Origin of the sequence: Roseobacter sp. EG26, assembly GCF_049830555.1 — a bacterium.
Taxonomy (GTDB): domain Bacteria; phylum Pseudomonadota; class Alphaproteobacteria; order Rhodobacterales; family Rhodobacteraceae; genus Roseobacter.
This window is the reverse complement of sequence record NZ_JBNBLH010000001.1, coordinates 511,330-527,188: the sequence shown is the minus strand read 5'-3', so window position 1 is coordinate 527,188 and position 15,859 is coordinate 511,330. Positions and strand designations below refer to the sequence as shown.

Here is a 15,859-nt window from a genome sequence, read left to right as displayed (position 1 = left end):
AAAAGCTGACCTGTATAGGGGTAAATTTGCCTTTCGCCGCGTTTTGCCGCGACGTCCACTGTATTTCAGAGGAAGATACCGCTAACACGGCATCAACGCTTTGCACGGGTTACGGTATGGATTGGGATAAGCTGAGAATTTTTCACGCGGTCGCTGACGCCGGGTCTCTGACTCATGCGGGTGACAAGCTGAATTTGTCGCAATCCGCCGTCAGCAGACAGATCAGGGGCCTTGAGGAATCACTGAACGCCACCCTCTTCCACCGACATGCCCGCGGCCTGATCCTGACTGAACAGGGTGAGCTTCTGTTTGACGCCACTTCCGCGATGTCAAAGCGACTGGATACCGCGTCTGCGCGCATCCGCGACAGCGAAGAGGAGGTCTTTGGAGAGCTGCGGGTGACGACCACAACCGGCTTTGGCACCCTTTGGCTCGCGCCGCGCCTGCCGAAACTCTATGAGCAATATCCCGACCTTAAGATCGATTTGATGCTTGAGGAGCGGGTACTTGATTTGCCCATGCGTGAAGCCGATGTGGCCATCCGCATGAAAGAACCCAGTCAGGCAGACCTGATCCGCAAGAAGCTGATGACGATCCGCATGTGCCTTTATGCCACGCCGGATTACCTCAAGGCGAATGACACCCCTGCGGTGATCGAAGATATCGAGGATCATCGCCTGATCTGCCAGAACACGGATAGCAACCAGGTTGGTTCGGGGCGTAACCTCGTGCAGCACCTGATGACATATGACATACGCTCGTTACTGACGGTGAATAATTACTATGGCGTTTTGCAAGGTGTTCTCAACAATCTGGGAATCGGTGTGCTGCCGGATTACGTGACGGAGGATTTCCCGGATCTTGTTCAGGTTTTGCCTGATCTGGAATCCGCTGATGTGCCTGTTTTTCTGGCATATCCGGAAGAATTGCGTCACTCCCAGCGGGTATCTGCCTTCAAGGACTTCGTGCAGGAAGAGATCATCACATACCGCAAACAACTGAGAGAAAAGCAAAAGTTCTGAGGTGGGGCTTGAGCTATGCGCTCAATGCATATCGGACATGCTACCTCGCGTTGTGATTCAGCCTTGATCGTGAGCAGCACGCCACTTATCTGATCAATTGAAGGCGCGGGTGCTCTGCACCAGCCTTCATACCTCCCTGTTGGACTTGGCCGAGCTTCGTGCTCGGCCTTTTTTTTCGACCTCATAGAAGCGGCTGACCGTTATCAGGGTTGAATAGTATTTGAAACCGCCCTCAACAACAGGCTTTGCCCTTTTCCCCCGATGTCCCTTCCTCTAAAGACGTCGCAATATTTGCGATTGCCAATGACGCGACGGGGGGCCCAAGCGCGATGACTGAACCTGCCATCACACCGGAGCTGATTGCCAGCCACGGGCTGAGCCCGGATGAATACGCGCGCATTCTGGAGATTGTCGGGCGCGAGCCCAGCTTTACCGAGCTTGGCATTTTTTCGGCCATGTGGAACGAGCATTGCTCCTATAAATCCTCCAAGAAATGGCTGCGCACCCTGCCAACAACCGGCCCGCAGGTTATTTGTGGCCCAGGCGAGAACGCCGGTGTTGTGGATATCGGGGATGGTCAGGCAGTTGTCTTCAAAATGGAGAGCCACAATCACCCCAGCTATATTGAGCCCTATCAGGGCGCGGCCACCGGTGTGGGCGGCATTTTGCGGGATGTCTTTACCATGGGCGCGCGCCCGATTGCAGCGATGAATTCGCTCAGCTTTGGCGCGCCATCACACCCCAAGACCCGGCAATTGGTCAACGGTGTTGTCGAGGGCATCGGCGGCTATGGCAACTGCTTCGGCGTGCCGACCGTGGGCGGCGAGGTGCGGTTTGATCCGGCCTATAACGGCAATTGCCTTGTGAATGCTTTTGCGGCCGGTCTGGCGGATGCGGATAAGATTTTCTATTCCGCAGCCTCCGGTGTTGGCATGCCGGTTGTCTATCTGGGGGCCAAGACCGGGCGCGACGGTGTGGGCGGGGCCACCATGGCTTCCGCCGAATTCGACGACACCATCGAGGAAAAACGCCCCACCGTGCAGGTCGGGGACCCCTTCACGGAAAAGCGCCTGATGGAAGCCACGCTGGAGTTGATGAAAACCGGCGCGGTGATTTCCATTCAGGATATGGGAGCCGCCGGGCTGACCTGCTCCGCTGTGGAAATGGGCGACAAGGGCAACCTCGGCGTACGCCTTGATCTGGAAAACGTCCCCGTCCGTGAAGAGGCGATGACCGCCTATGAAATGATGCTTTCGGAAAGCCAGGAACGCATGCTGATGGTCCTGCGGCCCGAGTTGGAATCGCAAGCCAAGGCTGTGTTCGACAAATGGGATCTGGATTTCGCCATTGTCGGGGAAACCATTGCCGAAGACCGTTTCCTTATCGTCCATCATGGGGAAGTCAAAGCCGACCTGCCGCTCAAGACACTGGCTGGCACCGCACCGGAATATGACCGCCCGTGGGAGCCGACACCCGCCCCCGCCCCCTTTGACGAGGCGCTCGACATTGATGCCATCGACGGGCTCAAGGCGCTGATCACCAGCCCGAACTATGCGTCCAAAGCCTGGGTCTATACCCAATATGACACGATGGTCATGGCCGACACCGTGCGCATTCCCGGTCTTGGGGCTGGCATCGTACGCGTGCATGGCACGGACAAGGCGCTGGCCTTCACCTCCGATGTGACCCCGCGCTATGTCAAGGCCAACCCGGTCGAAGGCGGCAAACAGGCGGTGGCCGAGGCTTATCGCAATCTGACCGCCGTGGGGGCAATCCCGCTGGCAACCACGGATAACATGAATTTTGGCAATCCCGAAAAGCCGCAGATCATGGGGCAGTTCGTGGGGGCTATTCAGGGCATTGGCGCGGCAGTGGAAGCGCTCGACATGCCGATCGTCTCGGGCAATGTCTCGCTCTACAATGAAACCGACGGGGCGGCGATCCTGCCGACGCCGACCATTGGGGCCGTGGGGCTGATCGCGCATACGGATGACATTATCGGCTGTGACGTGCGTGCAGGCCATGTGGCGCTGCTGTTGGGGGACACCACCGGGCATCTTGGTCAATCCGCCCTGCTGGCCGAAGCCTTTGGCCGCGCAGAAGGTGACGCCCCGCCGGTCGATCTGGACAAGGAAGCCGCCCATGGTGCGTTCATCCGAGACAGCCACAACCTGATCGAAGCCTGCTCTGACCTGTCAGACGGTGGGCTAGCGCTTGCAGCCTTTGAGATGGCTGAAAAATCTGGCGTGGGGATTCATCTAGAAACCGATGATGCGGGCGCGCTCTTCGGGGAGGATCAGGGCCGTTATCTGATCGCCTGTTCTGTCGAGCAGGCCGAGGCGCTGGCAGCAGCGGCTACTGCGGCAGGTGTCATGCTGAACCCTGTCGGGCAATTTGGCGGTGATGAAATTTCCTTTGGCAACACCTCTGCACCGCTGGCGGCACTCAGCGATCTTTATCGCGGGTCTTTTGCGGCAGCGGTTGCCTGAGCGGTTACGCGCCCAGCATCCGCATCAAACGTTCCTTCTCGCCCCGATCGTCCGGGCGGGAGAGGGACGTGGCCAGATCTTCCAGTGAGGCAATCGAATGGCCTGCGCGAAAGCTGTCCACATGCGGCAACATCGCCGCAATCCCTTGCGCCTTGGGCGCAAACCCTTCCCACCGCAGCAATGGGTTCAGCCAGATCAAACGGCGCGACGACAAATTCAGCCGCTCCATCTGTTTTGCCAACGCTTCGGGGTCGTCCCGGTCGAGCCCGTCTGTGATCAAAAGCACCACCGCCCCCTGCCCCATCACCCGGCGCGACCAGTCGCGGTTGAAGCTTTCGAGACATTGGCCAATGCGCGTCCCGCCTTCCCAGTCCTGCGCTTCGGCACCCGCTGCGGCCAATGCCGCATCCACATCCCGGTGACGCAGATGGCGGGTGATATTTGTCAACCGCGTGCCAAAGGTGAAAGCATGAACCTTTGCCCATCCCGCGCCCTTGGCATTCGCGACCGCGTGCAGGAAATGCAACACCACGCGGCTATACTGGCTCATCGACCCGGAAATATCGCAGAGCACGACAAGGTTTGGCCAGCGCGGGCGCGGCGCTTTTAGCGCAATCTTGTGCATCTCGCCGCCCTGCCGCATGGCCGCGCGCAACGTTCTGGCCGCATCCACCCGCGTGCCGGTCAGGCTGGACATGGCCCGCCGCGAGCGGATGGGCGGCACCGGCAGGTTCAGCCGCGCCAGCATGCGCTTGGCCTCGGCCATCTCCGACGTGCTCATCTGTTCGAAATCAAGGCTGCGCAGCCGTTCCTGCGACGACATGGTCAGGCTGGCGTCAATCTCGACCTCCGTAGTGTCGTCATTTTCCACGTCGTTTTCGTCGAACTCGGGGGCCTCTGCCCCATCCAACAGCGCTTCGGCGGCGCGTTTTTCAGCGGATTTCGCCTTGCGATCCTCCTGCACACCGCGCACGGCAGGGATCATCATCGACATCATATGTTCCAGATACCGCGGGTCCCGCCAGTAAAGCCTAAAGACCTGCGCAAAGACCAAACGGTGCTCCGGCCGGTTCACAAAGCACGCATGCAACGTCCAGTAAAAATCCCGCTTGTCCGTGAACCCCGCCGCCTGTACGGCACGCACCGCGTCAAGCACCCGCCCGGGCCCGATGGGCAATCCGGCCCGCCGCAGCGCCCGCGCGAAATGGGTGATATTGCCCGTCAGCTTAGGATCATCCGGCAGATCGAGCGGCGCGTATTCAGGCATACGTCAGCAGGCACCCTGCATATGCAGCCAAGCAGCTTGGGATCAAGAAAGACCAGACCACAAGATAAAACCAAACCATGCGACTGTGCCACCATTGGCTATTTTTCAATTCCGTTAGTTCTCTGCTAATAAATAGTAAATCGCGATCTGAAAGCTTATCTTCGTTTGGCCCCGCTAGTGCCCTTGCCTCGCGCTCATTCTCAACAACCTCAATAAGCGCCTGCAAACGTCCGCGTGTCCTGTTCATGCCGCCGATGTTGGTTTCGCCGCGCTTTTGCGTCATCGCGCTATTGTATTTTCCCAAGTTTATCAGATCTCCCATCCAATTGATGGCAAGCGACAGCCACAGTGAACCAAGCACCCAAAGCATCCCCGTCGCCAACTGCTCCGGCGTGCCCCTCACACCAGCAAACTCAAATGCGGAGGTGTCGATTTCCAAACGCATCGACAGAATCACACCCATAGAGATTCCGAACAATGTCCTGCCGGAGGTCATCGTACTACGCCCCAGCACGGGTTGTCCGCCAACGTTCATGCAGGCTCCAGCGAGGATTTGACCTGATCGAGGATGCGTTTGGCCTCCGAGCCCTGAAGCTTCTGGATGTCATCCTGATACTTGAGGATCGCGCCCAAAGTATCGGCGATCACCTCCGGGCTGAGGTTGATGACATCCAGCGCCAGCAGGCATTTCGCCCAATCGATGGTTTCGGCCACACCGGGCTTTTTGAACAAGTCCTCCGTGCGCAGATGCTGGACAAAAGCCACAACCTCGCGGCTGAGCGCCTCTGCGGCCTCCGGCGCGCGGGCGTGCAGGATGCTCATTTCCCGCTCGAAATCGGGGTAATCGACCCAATGATATAGACAGCGCCGCTTGAGCGCGTCATGCACTTCGCGAGTCCGGTTGGAGGTGACGATCACGATGGGCGGCTGGGGCGCCTTGATGGTGCCCAGTTCCGGAATGGTGACCTGAAAATCGCTCAGAGCCTCCAGCAAAAACGCCTCAAAGGGTTCATCCGTGCGGTCAAGCTCGTCGATTAACAAGACAGGTGCGCCATTTTCATCCGGTCGCATGGCCTCCAGCAGGGGCCGTTCGATCAGAAATTCATCGCTGAAAAGCTCCGCCTGAAGCGCGGTTCTATCGCTGCCACCAGCCGCTTCAGCCGTGCGGATGGCCACCATCTGAGCCGGGAAATTCCATTCGTAGACGGCGCTTGCCGCATCCAGACCCTCATAGCACTGCAACCGGATCAACCGGCGGTTCAGCCCGGTGGCCAAGGCCTTGGCAATCTCGGTTTTGCCCACGCCGGCTTCCCCCTCCAGAAACAGCGGGCGCCCGAGTTGCAAGGCCAGAAACACAACTGTTCCCAGAGAACGGTCACAGACATATCCCTGTTCTGACAGCATTTTCTGAACGGCGTCGATCGAACTGGGGTGTGTCATGTGGTCTCCTGTGTTGCGCAGTAACCTGCACTCCTAACCACAGGCGTCAAGCACTGATCGCCTTCTGGCGCAGGCCATCCGTTGGATTGACGCGATTCGGTGGACCTGTCATGTTTGCCCCACAAGAATGGAAACCCGGGCGATGAACCCGGCGTCGAGCGCAAAAAACAGGCGGCAAGGGCACATGGCAGAGACCGACGACGGCATTACCGGGACGTTCTGAGGTGTTTGTTGTCCTGACCCACGTCGCTCAAAACGATTGGCCATGTCAGCTGGCAGTCTACGCATCCAACAAACAGCTGCACGATAGGCGATTGGAGACACCCGACTGTCCACCCGATCGGACCCTGTCTTCAAAATGCTGCTTTACGCGGGCACTCAAAGGAGGCCGTCCGTTGCTCGGGACAATCCCCGAATCGCTTGCCTTTCAGCCAGATGCCAGACATCCGCAACACAACGAGCCCATGGTAAAGACTTGAAAATCCTCGCAGTCCTAACTGTACGCAACGAAGGAGCGTTCTTGCTGGAGTGGCTGGCGCATCATCGCGCGGCGGGTATCACCGATTTCATTGTCTGTTCCAATGATTGCACAGATGGCACAGACTTTATGCTCGACCGTTTAGAGGCCCTTGGCTGGCTGACGCATCTGCGCAACGCGGGGCCTTATGGCAAAAAGGGCGTTCAATTCACAGCCCTGCGGATGGTCGACGATCACTCGAAACTGCGCGAAGCAGACTGGATCTTGCCGATCGACATTGATGAGTTCGTCAATGTGCATGTGGGAAACCATAAATTGCCCGACCTCATCGATACGCTCAGCGAGGCCAGCGCCATCACGCTGACCTGGCGGCTGTTTGGTAATGGTGGTGTGGTCCGTTACGACGACCAACCTGTCACGCAGACCTTCACCCGATGCGCGCCTGAGATCATTAACTGGCCCTGGCGGGCGGCCATGTTCAAAACCCTTTTCCGCAATGATGACACCTACGCCAAACTCGGGGTTCACCGGCCCAGAGCACCCGACCGCGCCAAATTAGCCAGGGCCCGCTGGTTCGATGGCAATGGGCGCGAGCTGGACGATGCATTCAAGACCAAAAGGGTGTTCTCGAATTTTGGCCAACCCAATCATCGCCTGGTCCAATTGAACCACTACCCTCTTGGGTCGATGGAAAGCTATGTTCTGAAATCTGACCGCGGGCGCGTCAATCATTCCGATGACCCGATGGGGCTGGATTATTGGGTGGAGCGCAACTTCAATTCTGATCAGGACAGCAGCATCGACGCACTGAGCGATCAAAGCGCCCCCCTGCTCGCTGGCCTCAAACAGGATTCGACGTTGTCTGAACTGCACGCTGCTGCTGTCTCATGGCGCAAGGAACGGTTCGACGCCCTCATGCGGTCCGAGCCCTCCCGGGCGCTTTTCGGGCGTCTCCTGATGACAGCGCCATCAAAGGCTTTGACTGGGCACTCGGCGCGCTTTCTGCTCAATTATGCCCTCAAAGATATCCAAAACGGAGACAATTAGCGAAAATTCGGCACTCTGTTTCCGCAATTTTGCCTCAAATCGCGCTTAGTTTACACTGGAAGCACCGCCGCCTATCACAAATAGGCAGATTTGAGGGCCGCCACCATGCCGGACACGGCGTTTGATTTTGAATCGTCGCTCAAAGATATGAGCAAACAGGAGTGGATCTCCGAGGTCACCGAGCTGGTCGGCGAACACGGCTACCTCACACCATTGGGACGCCGCCATACTGCAACATTCGTTGAAAACAGCGCGACACTTCTAGTCTCTTTTGAGACCCATCAAGGCATCGAAACCCTCTCGCCCCATGGGCACCCTCTGGGGTGGCACATGGTCAAGGCGCACGGCTGGTCGCATTTGAGCATTATCAGTGACGGCGATACCTGGTTTCGCGATCCGGCCGTTTATGCCCATTTTGACCAATTGGTAGATGACGGCTTTTTCGACGCCTTCGATACGGTTCTGTTTTATGGTGCGGGACCCTGCGGATACGCCGCCGCCGCTTTTTCGGTTGCGGCCCCCGGGGCCAAGGTGCTTGCGATCCAACCGCAGGCCACGCTGGATCCGCGCGTAGCCGAATGGGACAAACGTTTCGTGGAGATGCGGCGCACCGATTTCACGCAGCGCTATGGCTATGCACCTGACATGCTGGACGCCGCGTCGGAAACCTTCATTCTGTACGACCCCGCAGAGGCCGAAGACGCCATGCACGCAGCCCTATACACGCGACCCGGCGTCACAAAACTGCGCCTGCCGCATATGGGTGCAGCACTTCAGACCGACCTGTTGCAGCTTGAGGTTCTGTTTCCGCTGATGAAAGCGGCGGCGGACGGCAACCTCACCCCGCTCTTCTTTGCGAAACTGGCGCGGGCACGTCGCGTTCATCTGCCCTATTTGCGCAAACTGCTCGCGCGTTTGGAACAGGACGAGCGCTCGGCACTGATCGCAGCTCTTTGCCACAATGTCACCCAACGCATGCGCGCGCCCCGATTTGAAAGCCGGTTAAAACAGATCAGGGGTCGGGTCACAGACTGACGCTGGAACAACAGCAAATCCTGTGCTAGCGCAGGCGCATGAGCCAGACCATCACGCTTCGCCGCCCCGACGATTGGCACCTGCATCTGCGCGACGGCGCGATGCTCAAAGCCGTTCTGCCTGAAACCACCGCGCATTTTGCCCGGGCGATCATCATGCCCAATCTGGTGCCGCCAGTGGTCACCAGTGATCAGGCACAGGCCTATCGCGAACGTATTCTGAATGCGCTGCCCCAGGGGGCGGATTTTGAGCCTTTGATGACGCTCTACCTGACCGAAGACACCGATCCTGCGGATGTGGCGGCGGCACATGCTTCCGGCCTCATTTACGCGGTGAAGCTTTATCCCGCCGGGGCCACGACGAATTCCGCCAGCGGTGTCGCCAATTTTGACAATGTCCGCGCCGTTCTGGAAAAGATGGCGGAGATCGGCCTGCCGCTCTGCGTGCATGGCGAGGTTACGGATGCAGAGATCGACATCTTTGACCGGGAAGCCGTCTTCATTGACCGTGTGCTCGACCCGATCCGCCGCGCGACGCCCGGCCTGCGCGTGGTCATGGAGCATATCACGACCCGCAATGCGGTCGATTATGCCAGCGCACAGGATGACACACTGGGTGCGACGATCACGACGCATCACCTGGTGATCAATCGCAACCACATTCTGGCCGGGGGCATCAAGCCGCACTATTATTGCCTGCCCGTGGCCAAGCGCGAAGAGCATCGGCTCGCCCTGCGCGCAGCGGCAACTTCCGGGGACAACCGCTTTTTCCTAGGCACCGATTCCGCGCCGCACACGGATGCCAATAAGCTCCTGCCCTGCGGCTGCGCGGGATGTTTCACCGCGCCCAACACCCTGTCGATCCTCGCGCAGGTTTTCGAAGAAGACGGTGCGCTCGACCGGCTTGAACGCTTCACGTCTCTGAACGGTCCGGCCTTTTACGGGCTCCTCCCGAATGATGCGACCATAACGCTGGAAAAATCCGGCGCGTCTTATCCCGATCATATCGCCACAGAAGACGGGCCCGTGACGGTCTTTGATCCGGGCTTCGATCTGCATTGGAAAGTGCTGTGAAGGCCCGGACACCGCACGCGACGCTCATGTTCCACCATCCACAAGTCAGGAAACCCCAATGATCCCAAGCAGCTACCCTGATCCTTCCGAAATCGCACGCCTGACAGCGCGGATGCTGCTGGAAATCAAGGCGGTGCATTTCAACGCCGCGGATCCCTTCATTCTCGCTTCCGGCCTGCCCAGCCCCACGTACATTGATTGCCGCAAACTGATCAGCCACCCGCGCATCCGCTCGACGCTGATGGATTTCCTGACAGCCACCATCATGCGCAACGCCGGGTTTGAAGCTTTTGACAATATCGCAGGCGGTGAAACCGCGGGCATTCCCTTCGCCGCGCTGGTTGCTGAACGCATGGGCCTGCCCATGACCTACGTGCGCAAGAAACCCAAAGGCTACGGCCGCAATGCGCGTATCGAAGGTGACATGCATGAGGGCCAGCGCGTGTTGCTGGTGGAAGACCTGACCACGGATGGCGGCTCCAAACTCTCCTTCGTGGATGCGATTCGCGAAACCGGGGCCAGTTGTGGCCACACCGCGGTGATTTTTTACTACGGAATTTTCCCGGAGACGGAGAAAACACTTGGAGATCATGGTGTTCAGCTGCATTCGCTGTGCACCTGGTGGGATGTGCTCGCTGAAGCCAAGGCGCAAGGCGTGTTTGACACGGCCACGTTGAGCGACGTCGAAACCTTCCTGAACAATCCACGCGCTTGGCAGGACGCCCGAAAAAACAGCTGACGCACCACCGCATCGTGTATTTCACGTGCAATCAGACACCAAATCCGGTATGTTTTTGAGATAATAACATATCCACAGGTTATACCGTCTTATCCCGATTGCGCTTCCCATAGGCGCACGGGTAAGACCGGGACCGGGACAAGGTGGGACAGGCATGAACGAAGTCGCAGCATTCAATCCGACCGGCGTCGATGTGCAGTCGCCCGAGTCGATGCCGCATTCCATCGAGGCTGAGCAGCAGCTTCTGGGTGCGATTCTGACCAACAATGACATCTATGACCGGGTGGCCTCGATCATCGGTCCGAAACATTTCTACGACCCTGTACATGCGCGCATTTTCGAGATTGCAGCGGCGCGGATTGCCAAAAACAACCTGGCCTCGCCGGTCACCCTCAAAGCCTTCATGGAAGACGATGAAGGGCTGAAAGAACTGGGGGGTCCGGCCTATCTCGCCCGACTTGCCGGGGCGGCCATTTCCGCCTTTGCGGTGCGCGATTATGCCCAGATGATCTATGACCTTGCGGTCCGCCGCGACCTGATCCAGCTGGGCCGCGAAATCTCCGACAAAGCGGCCACGGTTGATGTCGCCTCCGAGCCGCGCGAACAGATCGTGGAGGCGGAACAGGCGCTCTACAAATTGGCCGAACAAGGGCAAGTCGAGAGCGGTTTTCAAAGCTTTCTCAAGGCGGTAACAGACGCTGTTAATGTCGCGAATGCGGCCTATCAGCGCGAAGGTGGGCTTGCCGGTGTCTCCACCGGATTGATCGACATGGACAAGAAGCTGGGCGGATTGCACCGCTCTGACCTTTTGATCCTCGCCGGTCGGCCTTCCATGGGCAAAACCTCGCTGGCCACCAACATCGCCTTTAACGTCGCCAAAGCCTACAAACGCGGCCAACTGCCCGATGGTACCGAAGGCGCCATCGACGGCGGCGTTGTGGGCTTTTATTCGCTTGAAATGAGTGCCGAGCAGCTCGCCGCGCGGATTCTGTCAGAAGCAGCAGAAGTGCCATCAGAACAGATCCGTCGCGGCGATATGACCGAAGGCGAATTCCGCCGCTTTGTGGATGCGGCCAAAGCACTCGAAGCCTGCCCGCTTTATATTGACGACACCCCGGCGCTGCCAATCTCGCAGCTTGCCGCCCGTGCGCGGCGCCTCAAGCGCACCTACGGGCTTGATGTGCTGATCGTGGACTACCTGCAACTGGTGCGTGGCACCGGAAAATCAGAAAATCGTGTAAACGAGATTTCCGAGATCACCATGGGCCTTAAGGCCATTGCCAAGGAGTTGGACATCCCGGTGATTGCCCTGTCACAGCTCTCCCGTCAGGTCGAGAACCGTGAAGATAAGCGCCCGCAACTCAGTGACCTGCGCGAATCTGGCTCAATCGAGCAGGACGCCGATGTGGTGATGTTCGTGTTCCGCGAAGAGTACTACAAGGAACGCGAAAAACCCGGCGATCATGATCTGGAGGCCATGGCGAAGTGGCAAGAAGAGATGGAACGCCTGCATGGGCGCGCCGAGGTTGTGATCGGCAAGCAGCGTCACGGCCCCATTGGCACCGTTGAGCTGAGCTTTGAGGGGCGTTTCACCCGGTTCGGCAATCTCGTGCAGCCCTGGCAGCAGGGTGGTGACCGGGAGTTCTGATCGGAATTGTGATTGGACAGCAGCTCCCGTTTCTGGCGCTGTGGTGCCATGCGGTTCATCCTCGCCTGTCTTTGCTTTTTCGTCCCCGTGGCATCGTTCGCGGACGACCTTGAGGTCGACGTTGAATTGTTTCTGGCCGTCGATGTCTCCCGTTCCATGTCACCTGCTGAGCTGGAGATTCAGCGACGCGGCTATGCGGAGGCGCTGACAAGTGGTCAAGTTATGCAGGCTATTGAAAGTGGGCTGTTGAGGCGCATTGCAATCACCTATGTGGAGTGGGCCGGTGAATATTCTCAGCGTGTGATCGTGCCCTGGACCTTGCTGCAAACGCCTCAAGAGGCACAGGCGATCGCGCATCAGATCACGGCGCGATTTGATGAGGGGTTGCGGCGCACCTCGATTTCCGGCGCACTGATCTATGCTGCAGGCGATTTTGAGGGCAACGGGTTCTCGGGGTTGCGCCGCGTCATTGATATCTCCGGGGATGGCCCCAACAACCAGGGTCGCCCGGTCGAGCGCGCGCGAGATGCCGCCCTTGGGCAAGGCTTTGTGATCAATGGCTTACCCCTGATGACCCAGGATGCGCTCAGCGAGCTTTGGGGCATTCCCGATCTTGATAGCTACTACCGTAACTGCGTCATTGGAGGACCCGGCGCCTTTGTCATCCCAGTGCTGGCCTGGGACCAGTTCGCCGCAGCGGTCAAACGCAAACTGGTTCTGGAAATTGCTGGTCTTGAGCCGCGGCTCATTCAGGCGCAGTTCACCCCTGCCGAACCCTATGACTGTTTGATCGGCGAAAAGATGTGGGAGCAGAACCGCGCTTATTTCGACATTCCCTAACCCCTAAACCGCACCCCGCCCCCGCCCCGGGACCGAACCCATCTGAGGTTCATTTTCCGCTTGACCCCCCGCACATCCCTGTCAAAACCCGGCCATGGCCACGGGAACCTTAAAAATCGACCTTTCAGCGGTTGCGTCGAACTGGCGCGATCTGAGTGCCATGGCCAGCGGCAAGGCCGGTGCGGTAGTAAAGGCCGATGCCTACGGCCTGGGTCTGGCGCAGGTTTCCAAGACGCTGGCGCGGGCCGGTGCGCGGGAATTCTTTGTTGCCGTGGCCGAAGAAGGGGTGGCGTTGCGCCAGATTCTGGGCAAAGGGCCGCGGATCAATGTATTTTCCGGCCATATGGCAGGGGACACAAAACTGATCCGTGATGCCAATCTGACGCCCATGTTGAATTCAATTGACCAGATGCTGCGGCATGTGGAAGCCCTGCCTGGCCGTCCCTTTGGCATTCAGCTTGATACCGGCATGAACCGGTTGGGCATGGAAGAGGCGGAATGGGCCGCGCTGCGCGATCTGGCCCTGGCGCAAAAACCCACCCTGATCATGTCGCACCTTGCCTGTGCCGACGCGCCCGATCACGCGATGAACGCACGGCAGTTGCAGGTTTTCACCCAGATGACGGCGGGCCTTGACGTGCCGCGCTCGCTCGCGGCGACCGGCGGTATTCTTCTGGGCTCCGATTATCATTTTGACACGGTACGCCCGGGCATTGGCCTTTATGGGGGAATGCCTTTCGTCGATGCGCGCCCCGTGGTGACGCTGGACATTCCCGTGATCCAGATCCGCGATGTCGCAGTAGGTGAAACGGTGGGGTACTCAAACACTTGGGTGGCACGCGGGCCATCGCGGATTGCGACCATTTCGGCAGGCTACGCTGACGGCATCATCCGCGCGATGGGACCAAATGCACAGTTGCACACCGGCAGCTCCGCTGTTCCGGTGGTGGGGCGCATTTCCATGGACATGATTGGCGTTGATGTCACCGGTCTGGCGCAGGAACCCGAACATCTGGAATTGATCGGCCCGCATCAATCGGTGGACACTGTCGCCGGATTTGCCGATACAATAGGCTATGAAATTCTGACCTCACTGGGAGCGCGTTACAACCGCGTCTACATTTGACCAATCCGCTCGCTCTCATAGGACGCACGGTGCTTTCCGTGCTGGCCACCATCGGCCGCATCGCGATTTTTGGCATCGACGCGATCAGCCACATGCTGCGCCCGCCCTTCTATGGCCGCGAGTTCCTGTCCGCGCTGCTGAACATCGGATGGCTGTCGCTGCCGGTGGTGGGGCTGACTGCCGTGTTTACCGGTGGCGCGCTGGCCTTGCAGATTTATGCAGGCGGCTCGCGTTTCAATGCCGAAGCGGTGGTGCCGCAGATTGTTGCCGTGGGCATGGTGCGCGAACTTGGTCCGGTTCTGGTGGGGCTGATGATTGCGGCACGTGTGACCTCTTCCATTGCCGCTGAAATCGCCACGATGAAAGTCACCGAACAGATCGACGCGCTGGTCACCCTCTCCACCCACCCGATGAAATATCTTACCGTGCCGCGCGTATTGGCCGCAGTGCTGGTTGTGCCTTTGCTGGTGGGCGTCGGCGATATAATCGGAGTATTTGGTGGTTATGCGGTGGCGACAGGCACCCTGGGGTTCAACCCGGCAGGCTATATTCGCAACACGGTCAATTTCCTTGAGCCATTGGATGTTATCTCGTCGCTCACAAAGGGAGCGGTTTTTGGCTTCGCTGCCGCCACCATGGGCTGTTTTCACGGAATGAACTCAGGCCGGGGGGCCATGGGGGTCGGACGCGCCACCAAAAGCGCAGTTGAAGGGGCGGCAGTTCTGATCCTGGCCGCAAACTTCGTGCTGACCGGGGTGTTCTTCTCGTTATGATCAAGATGGACAACATTCAAAAATCCTTTGGGTCCAACCACGTGCTGCGCGGACTTGATCTGGAAATCGAAAAAGGCTCCTCGATGGTGATCATCGGTGGCTCCGGCACGGGCAAATCCATTGCACTCAAATGCATTCTGGGGCTGGTCAAACAGGACAGTGGAACCATCACGGTTGACGGCAAGGATGCAGCAGCAGGTGATCGCGATGCATTTTTGGCCCGTTTCGGGATGTTGTTTCAGGGCGGTGCGCTTTTCGACAGCCTGCCCGTCTGGCAGAATGTGGCGTTTCGTCTGCTGCGCGGCTCGCTTAAACGCCCGCGCGATGAAGCGCGCGAGATTGCCGTTGAAAAATTGCGCCGTGTGGGCCTGAAACCGGATGTGGCGGACCGCTTCCCGGCAGAGCTCTCTGGCGGCATGGCAAAACGTGTGGGTCTGGCGCGGGCCATCGCGGCAGAGCCCGAGATCATCTTTTTTGACGAGCCCACGACCGGGCTTGATCCGATCATGTCCGGCGTAATCAACGAGCTTATTCGCGAAATCGTGGTGGAAATGGGGGCAACGGCCATGACCATCACCCATGACATGACGTCGGTACGCGCCATCGCCGACAACATTGCCATGCTGCACGACGGCATTATCCAGTGGACGGGCCCGGTCAGTCAGATGGATAACAGCGGTAACCCCTATCTCGACCAGTTCATTCAGGGCAAGGCGGACGGCCCAATCGAAGCTGTCCGCTGAAGTAATTGGCAACAATTCGGCTGATTGTGGGGTACTTTAAGTGATCCGTGGACAATTCACCCGGATGGGTTGAAACGTTCACCAAGATCTCCGATTTGGTCGAATTTTCAGAACTTTTGTGGTACATTGTCTTTATGGT

15 protein-coding genes are annotated in these 15,859 nt (G+C 58.5%); 11 read left to right on the top strand and 4 right to left on the bottom strand.

What is annotated here, in order from left to right:
• Window positions 1-116: 116 nt before the first annotated feature.
• Entirely contained in the window at window positions 117-1,022 is a 906-nt protein-coding gene (locus tag ACOTTU_RS02620) for a LysR family transcriptional regulator (protein ID WP_298912654.1), read from the top strand.
• Window positions 1,023-1,351: 329 nt separating this feature from the next.
• Entirely contained in the window at window positions 1,352-3,511 is a 2,160-nt protein-coding gene (gene purL / locus ACOTTU_RS02615) for a phosphoribosylformylglycinamidine synthase subunit PurL (protein WP_425655962.1), read from the top strand.
• A 4-nt stretch (window positions 3,512-3,515) separates the two neighbouring features.
• Here the strand turns inward: purL and ACOTTU_RS02610 are convergent, their stop codons facing one another.
• From ACOTTU_RS02610 to ACOTTU_RS02595, 4 genes are all read right to left on the bottom strand, one after another.
• Entirely contained in the window at window positions 3,516-4,778 is a 1,263-nt protein-coding gene (locus ACOTTU_RS02610; protein WP_425655961.1) for a vWA domain-containing protein, read from the bottom strand.
• The gene (locus tag ACOTTU_RS02605) at window positions 4,771-5,313 is read right to left on the bottom strand and encodes a hypothetical protein (RefSeq protein WP_425655960.1); all 543 of its coding nucleotides are present in this window, start codon (window positions 5,311-5,313) and stop codon (window positions 4,771-4,773) included. The genes ACOTTU_RS02610 and ACOTTU_RS02605 overlap by 8 nt, the downstream gene beginning before the upstream one ends.
• Complete coding sequence (locus tag ACOTTU_RS02600) at window positions 5,310-6,218, bottom strand: AAA family ATPase (protein ID WP_425655959.1); 909 nt, start codon at window positions 6,216-6,218, stop codon at window positions 5,310-5,312. The genes ACOTTU_RS02605 and ACOTTU_RS02600 overlap by 4 nt, the downstream gene beginning before the upstream one ends.
• A 108-nt stretch (window positions 6,219-6,326) precedes the next feature.
• Window positions 6,327-6,485 carry a hypothetical protein gene (locus ACOTTU_RS02595; RefSeq protein ID WP_425655958.1) on the bottom strand — a complete coding sequence of 53 codons (159 nt, stop codon included), beginning with the start codon at window positions 6,483-6,485 and terminating at the stop codon, window positions 6,327-6,329.
• 208 nt (window positions 6,486-6,693) lie between these two features.
• Between ACOTTU_RS02595 and ACOTTU_RS02590 the strand changes: the two genes are divergently transcribed.
• The 9 genes from ACOTTU_RS02590 to ACOTTU_RS02550 all read left to right on the top strand — a co-directional run bounded on the left by ACOTTU_RS02590 (window position 6,694) and on the right by ACOTTU_RS02550 (window position 15,720).
• The gene (locus ACOTTU_RS02590; protein ID WP_425655957.1) at window positions 6,694-7,743 is read left to right on the top strand and encodes a glycosyltransferase family 2 protein; all 1,050 of its coding nucleotides are present in this window, start codon (window positions 6,694-6,696) and stop codon (window positions 7,741-7,743) included.
• Between the two features lie 105 nt (window positions 7,744-7,848).
• Window positions 7,849-8,778, top strand: coding sequence for a phosphoadenosine phosphosulfate reductase (locus ACOTTU_RS02585; protein WP_425655956.1), 930 nt, complete (start codon window positions 7,849-7,851; stop codon window positions 8,776-8,778).
• 38 nt (window positions 8,779-8,816) lie between these two features.
• Complete coding sequence (gene pyrC / locus ACOTTU_RS02580) at window positions 8,817-9,851, top strand: dihydroorotase (RefSeq protein WP_425655955.1); 1,035 nt, start codon at window positions 8,817-8,819, stop codon at window positions 9,849-9,851.
• A gap of 58 nt (window positions 9,852-9,909) precedes the next feature.
• Entirely contained in the window at window positions 9,910-10,590 is a 681-nt protein-coding gene (locus tag ACOTTU_RS02575) for an orotate phosphoribosyltransferase (RefSeq protein ID WP_425655954.1), read from the top strand.
• 154 nt (window positions 10,591-10,744) lie between these two features.
• Complete coding sequence (locus tag ACOTTU_RS02570; protein ID WP_425655953.1) at window positions 10,745-12,238, top strand: replicative DNA helicase; 1,494 nt, start codon at window positions 10,745-10,747, stop codon at window positions 12,236-12,238.
• 48 nt (window positions 12,239-12,286) lie between these two features.
• Window positions 12,287-13,078 carry a DUF1194 domain-containing protein gene (locus ACOTTU_RS02565; protein ID WP_425655952.1) on the top strand — a complete coding sequence of 264 codons (792 nt, stop codon included), beginning with the start codon at window positions 12,287-12,289 and terminating at the stop codon, window positions 13,076-13,078.
• 94 nt (window positions 13,079-13,172) lie between these two features.
• On the top strand, window positions 13,173-14,204 hold the full coding sequence (gene alr / locus ACOTTU_RS02560) for an alanine racemase (RefSeq protein WP_425655951.1): 1,032 nt from the start codon (window positions 13,173-13,175) through the stop codon (window positions 14,202-14,204).
• On the top strand, window positions 14,201-14,977 hold the full coding sequence (locus ACOTTU_RS02555) for an MlaE family ABC transporter permease (RefSeq protein WP_298912685.1): 777 nt from the start codon (window positions 14,201-14,203) through the stop codon (window positions 14,975-14,977). Before alr ends, ACOTTU_RS02555 begins: the two co-directional genes overlap by 4 nt.
• On the top strand, window positions 14,974-15,720 hold the full coding sequence (locus ACOTTU_RS02550) for an ABC transporter ATP-binding protein (protein WP_298912688.1): 747 nt from the start codon (window positions 14,974-14,976) through the stop codon (window positions 15,718-15,720). Before ACOTTU_RS02555 ends, ACOTTU_RS02550 begins: the two co-directional genes overlap by 4 nt.
• Window positions 15,721-15,859: the final 139 nt, after the last annotated feature.

What these genes read in the sequence shown, in the direction of transcription:
- ACOTTU_RS02620 (WP_298912654.1), top strand. Translation starts at nt 117, where the DNA reads ATGGATTGGGATAAGCTGAGAATTTTTCACGCGGTCGCTGACGCCGGG.
- purL (WP_425655962.1), top strand. Translation starts at nt 1,352, where the DNA reads ATGACTGAACCTGCCATCACACCGGAGCTGATTGCCAGCCACGGGCTG.
- ACOTTU_RS02610 (WP_425655961.1), bottom strand. Translation starts at nt 4,778, where the DNA reads ATGCCTGAATACGCGCCGCTCGATCTGCCGGATGATCCTAAGCTGACG.
- ACOTTU_RS02605 (WP_425655960.1), bottom strand. Translation starts at nt 5,313, where the DNA reads ATGAACGTTGGCGGACAACCCGTGCTGGGGCGTAGTACGATGACCTCC.
- ACOTTU_RS02600 (WP_425655959.1), bottom strand. Translation starts at nt 6,218, where the DNA reads ATGACACACCCCAGTTCGATCGACGCCGTTCAGAAAATGCTGTCAGAA.
- ACOTTU_RS02595 (WP_425655958.1), bottom strand. Translation starts at nt 6,485, where the DNA reads ATGGCCAATCGTTTTGAGCGACGTGGGTCAGGACAACAAACACCTCAG.
- ACOTTU_RS02585 (WP_425655956.1), top strand. Translation starts at nt 7,849, where the DNA reads ATGCCGGACACGGCGTTTGATTTTGAATCGTCGCTCAAAGATATGAGC.
- pyrC (WP_425655955.1), top strand. Translation starts at nt 8,817, where the DNA reads ATGAGCCAGACCATCACGCTTCGCCGCCCCGACGATTGGCACCTGCAT.
- ACOTTU_RS02575 (WP_425655954.1), top strand. Translation starts at nt 9,910, where the DNA reads ATGATCCCAAGCAGCTACCCTGATCCTTCCGAAATCGCACGCCTGACA.
- ACOTTU_RS02570 (WP_425655953.1), top strand. Translation starts at nt 10,745, where the DNA reads ATGAACGAAGTCGCAGCATTCAATCCGACCGGCGTCGATGTGCAGTCG.
- ACOTTU_RS02565 (WP_425655952.1), top strand. Translation starts at nt 12,287, where the DNA reads ATGCGGTTCATCCTCGCCTGTCTTTGCTTTTTCGTCCCCGTGGCATCG.
- alr (WP_425655951.1), top strand. Translation starts at nt 13,173, where the DNA reads ATGGCCACGGGAACCTTAAAAATCGACCTTTCAGCGGTTGCGTCGAAC.
- ACOTTU_RS02550 (WP_298912688.1), top strand. Translation starts at nt 14,974, where the DNA reads ATGATCAAGATGGACAACATTCAAAAATCCTTTGGGTCCAACCACGTG.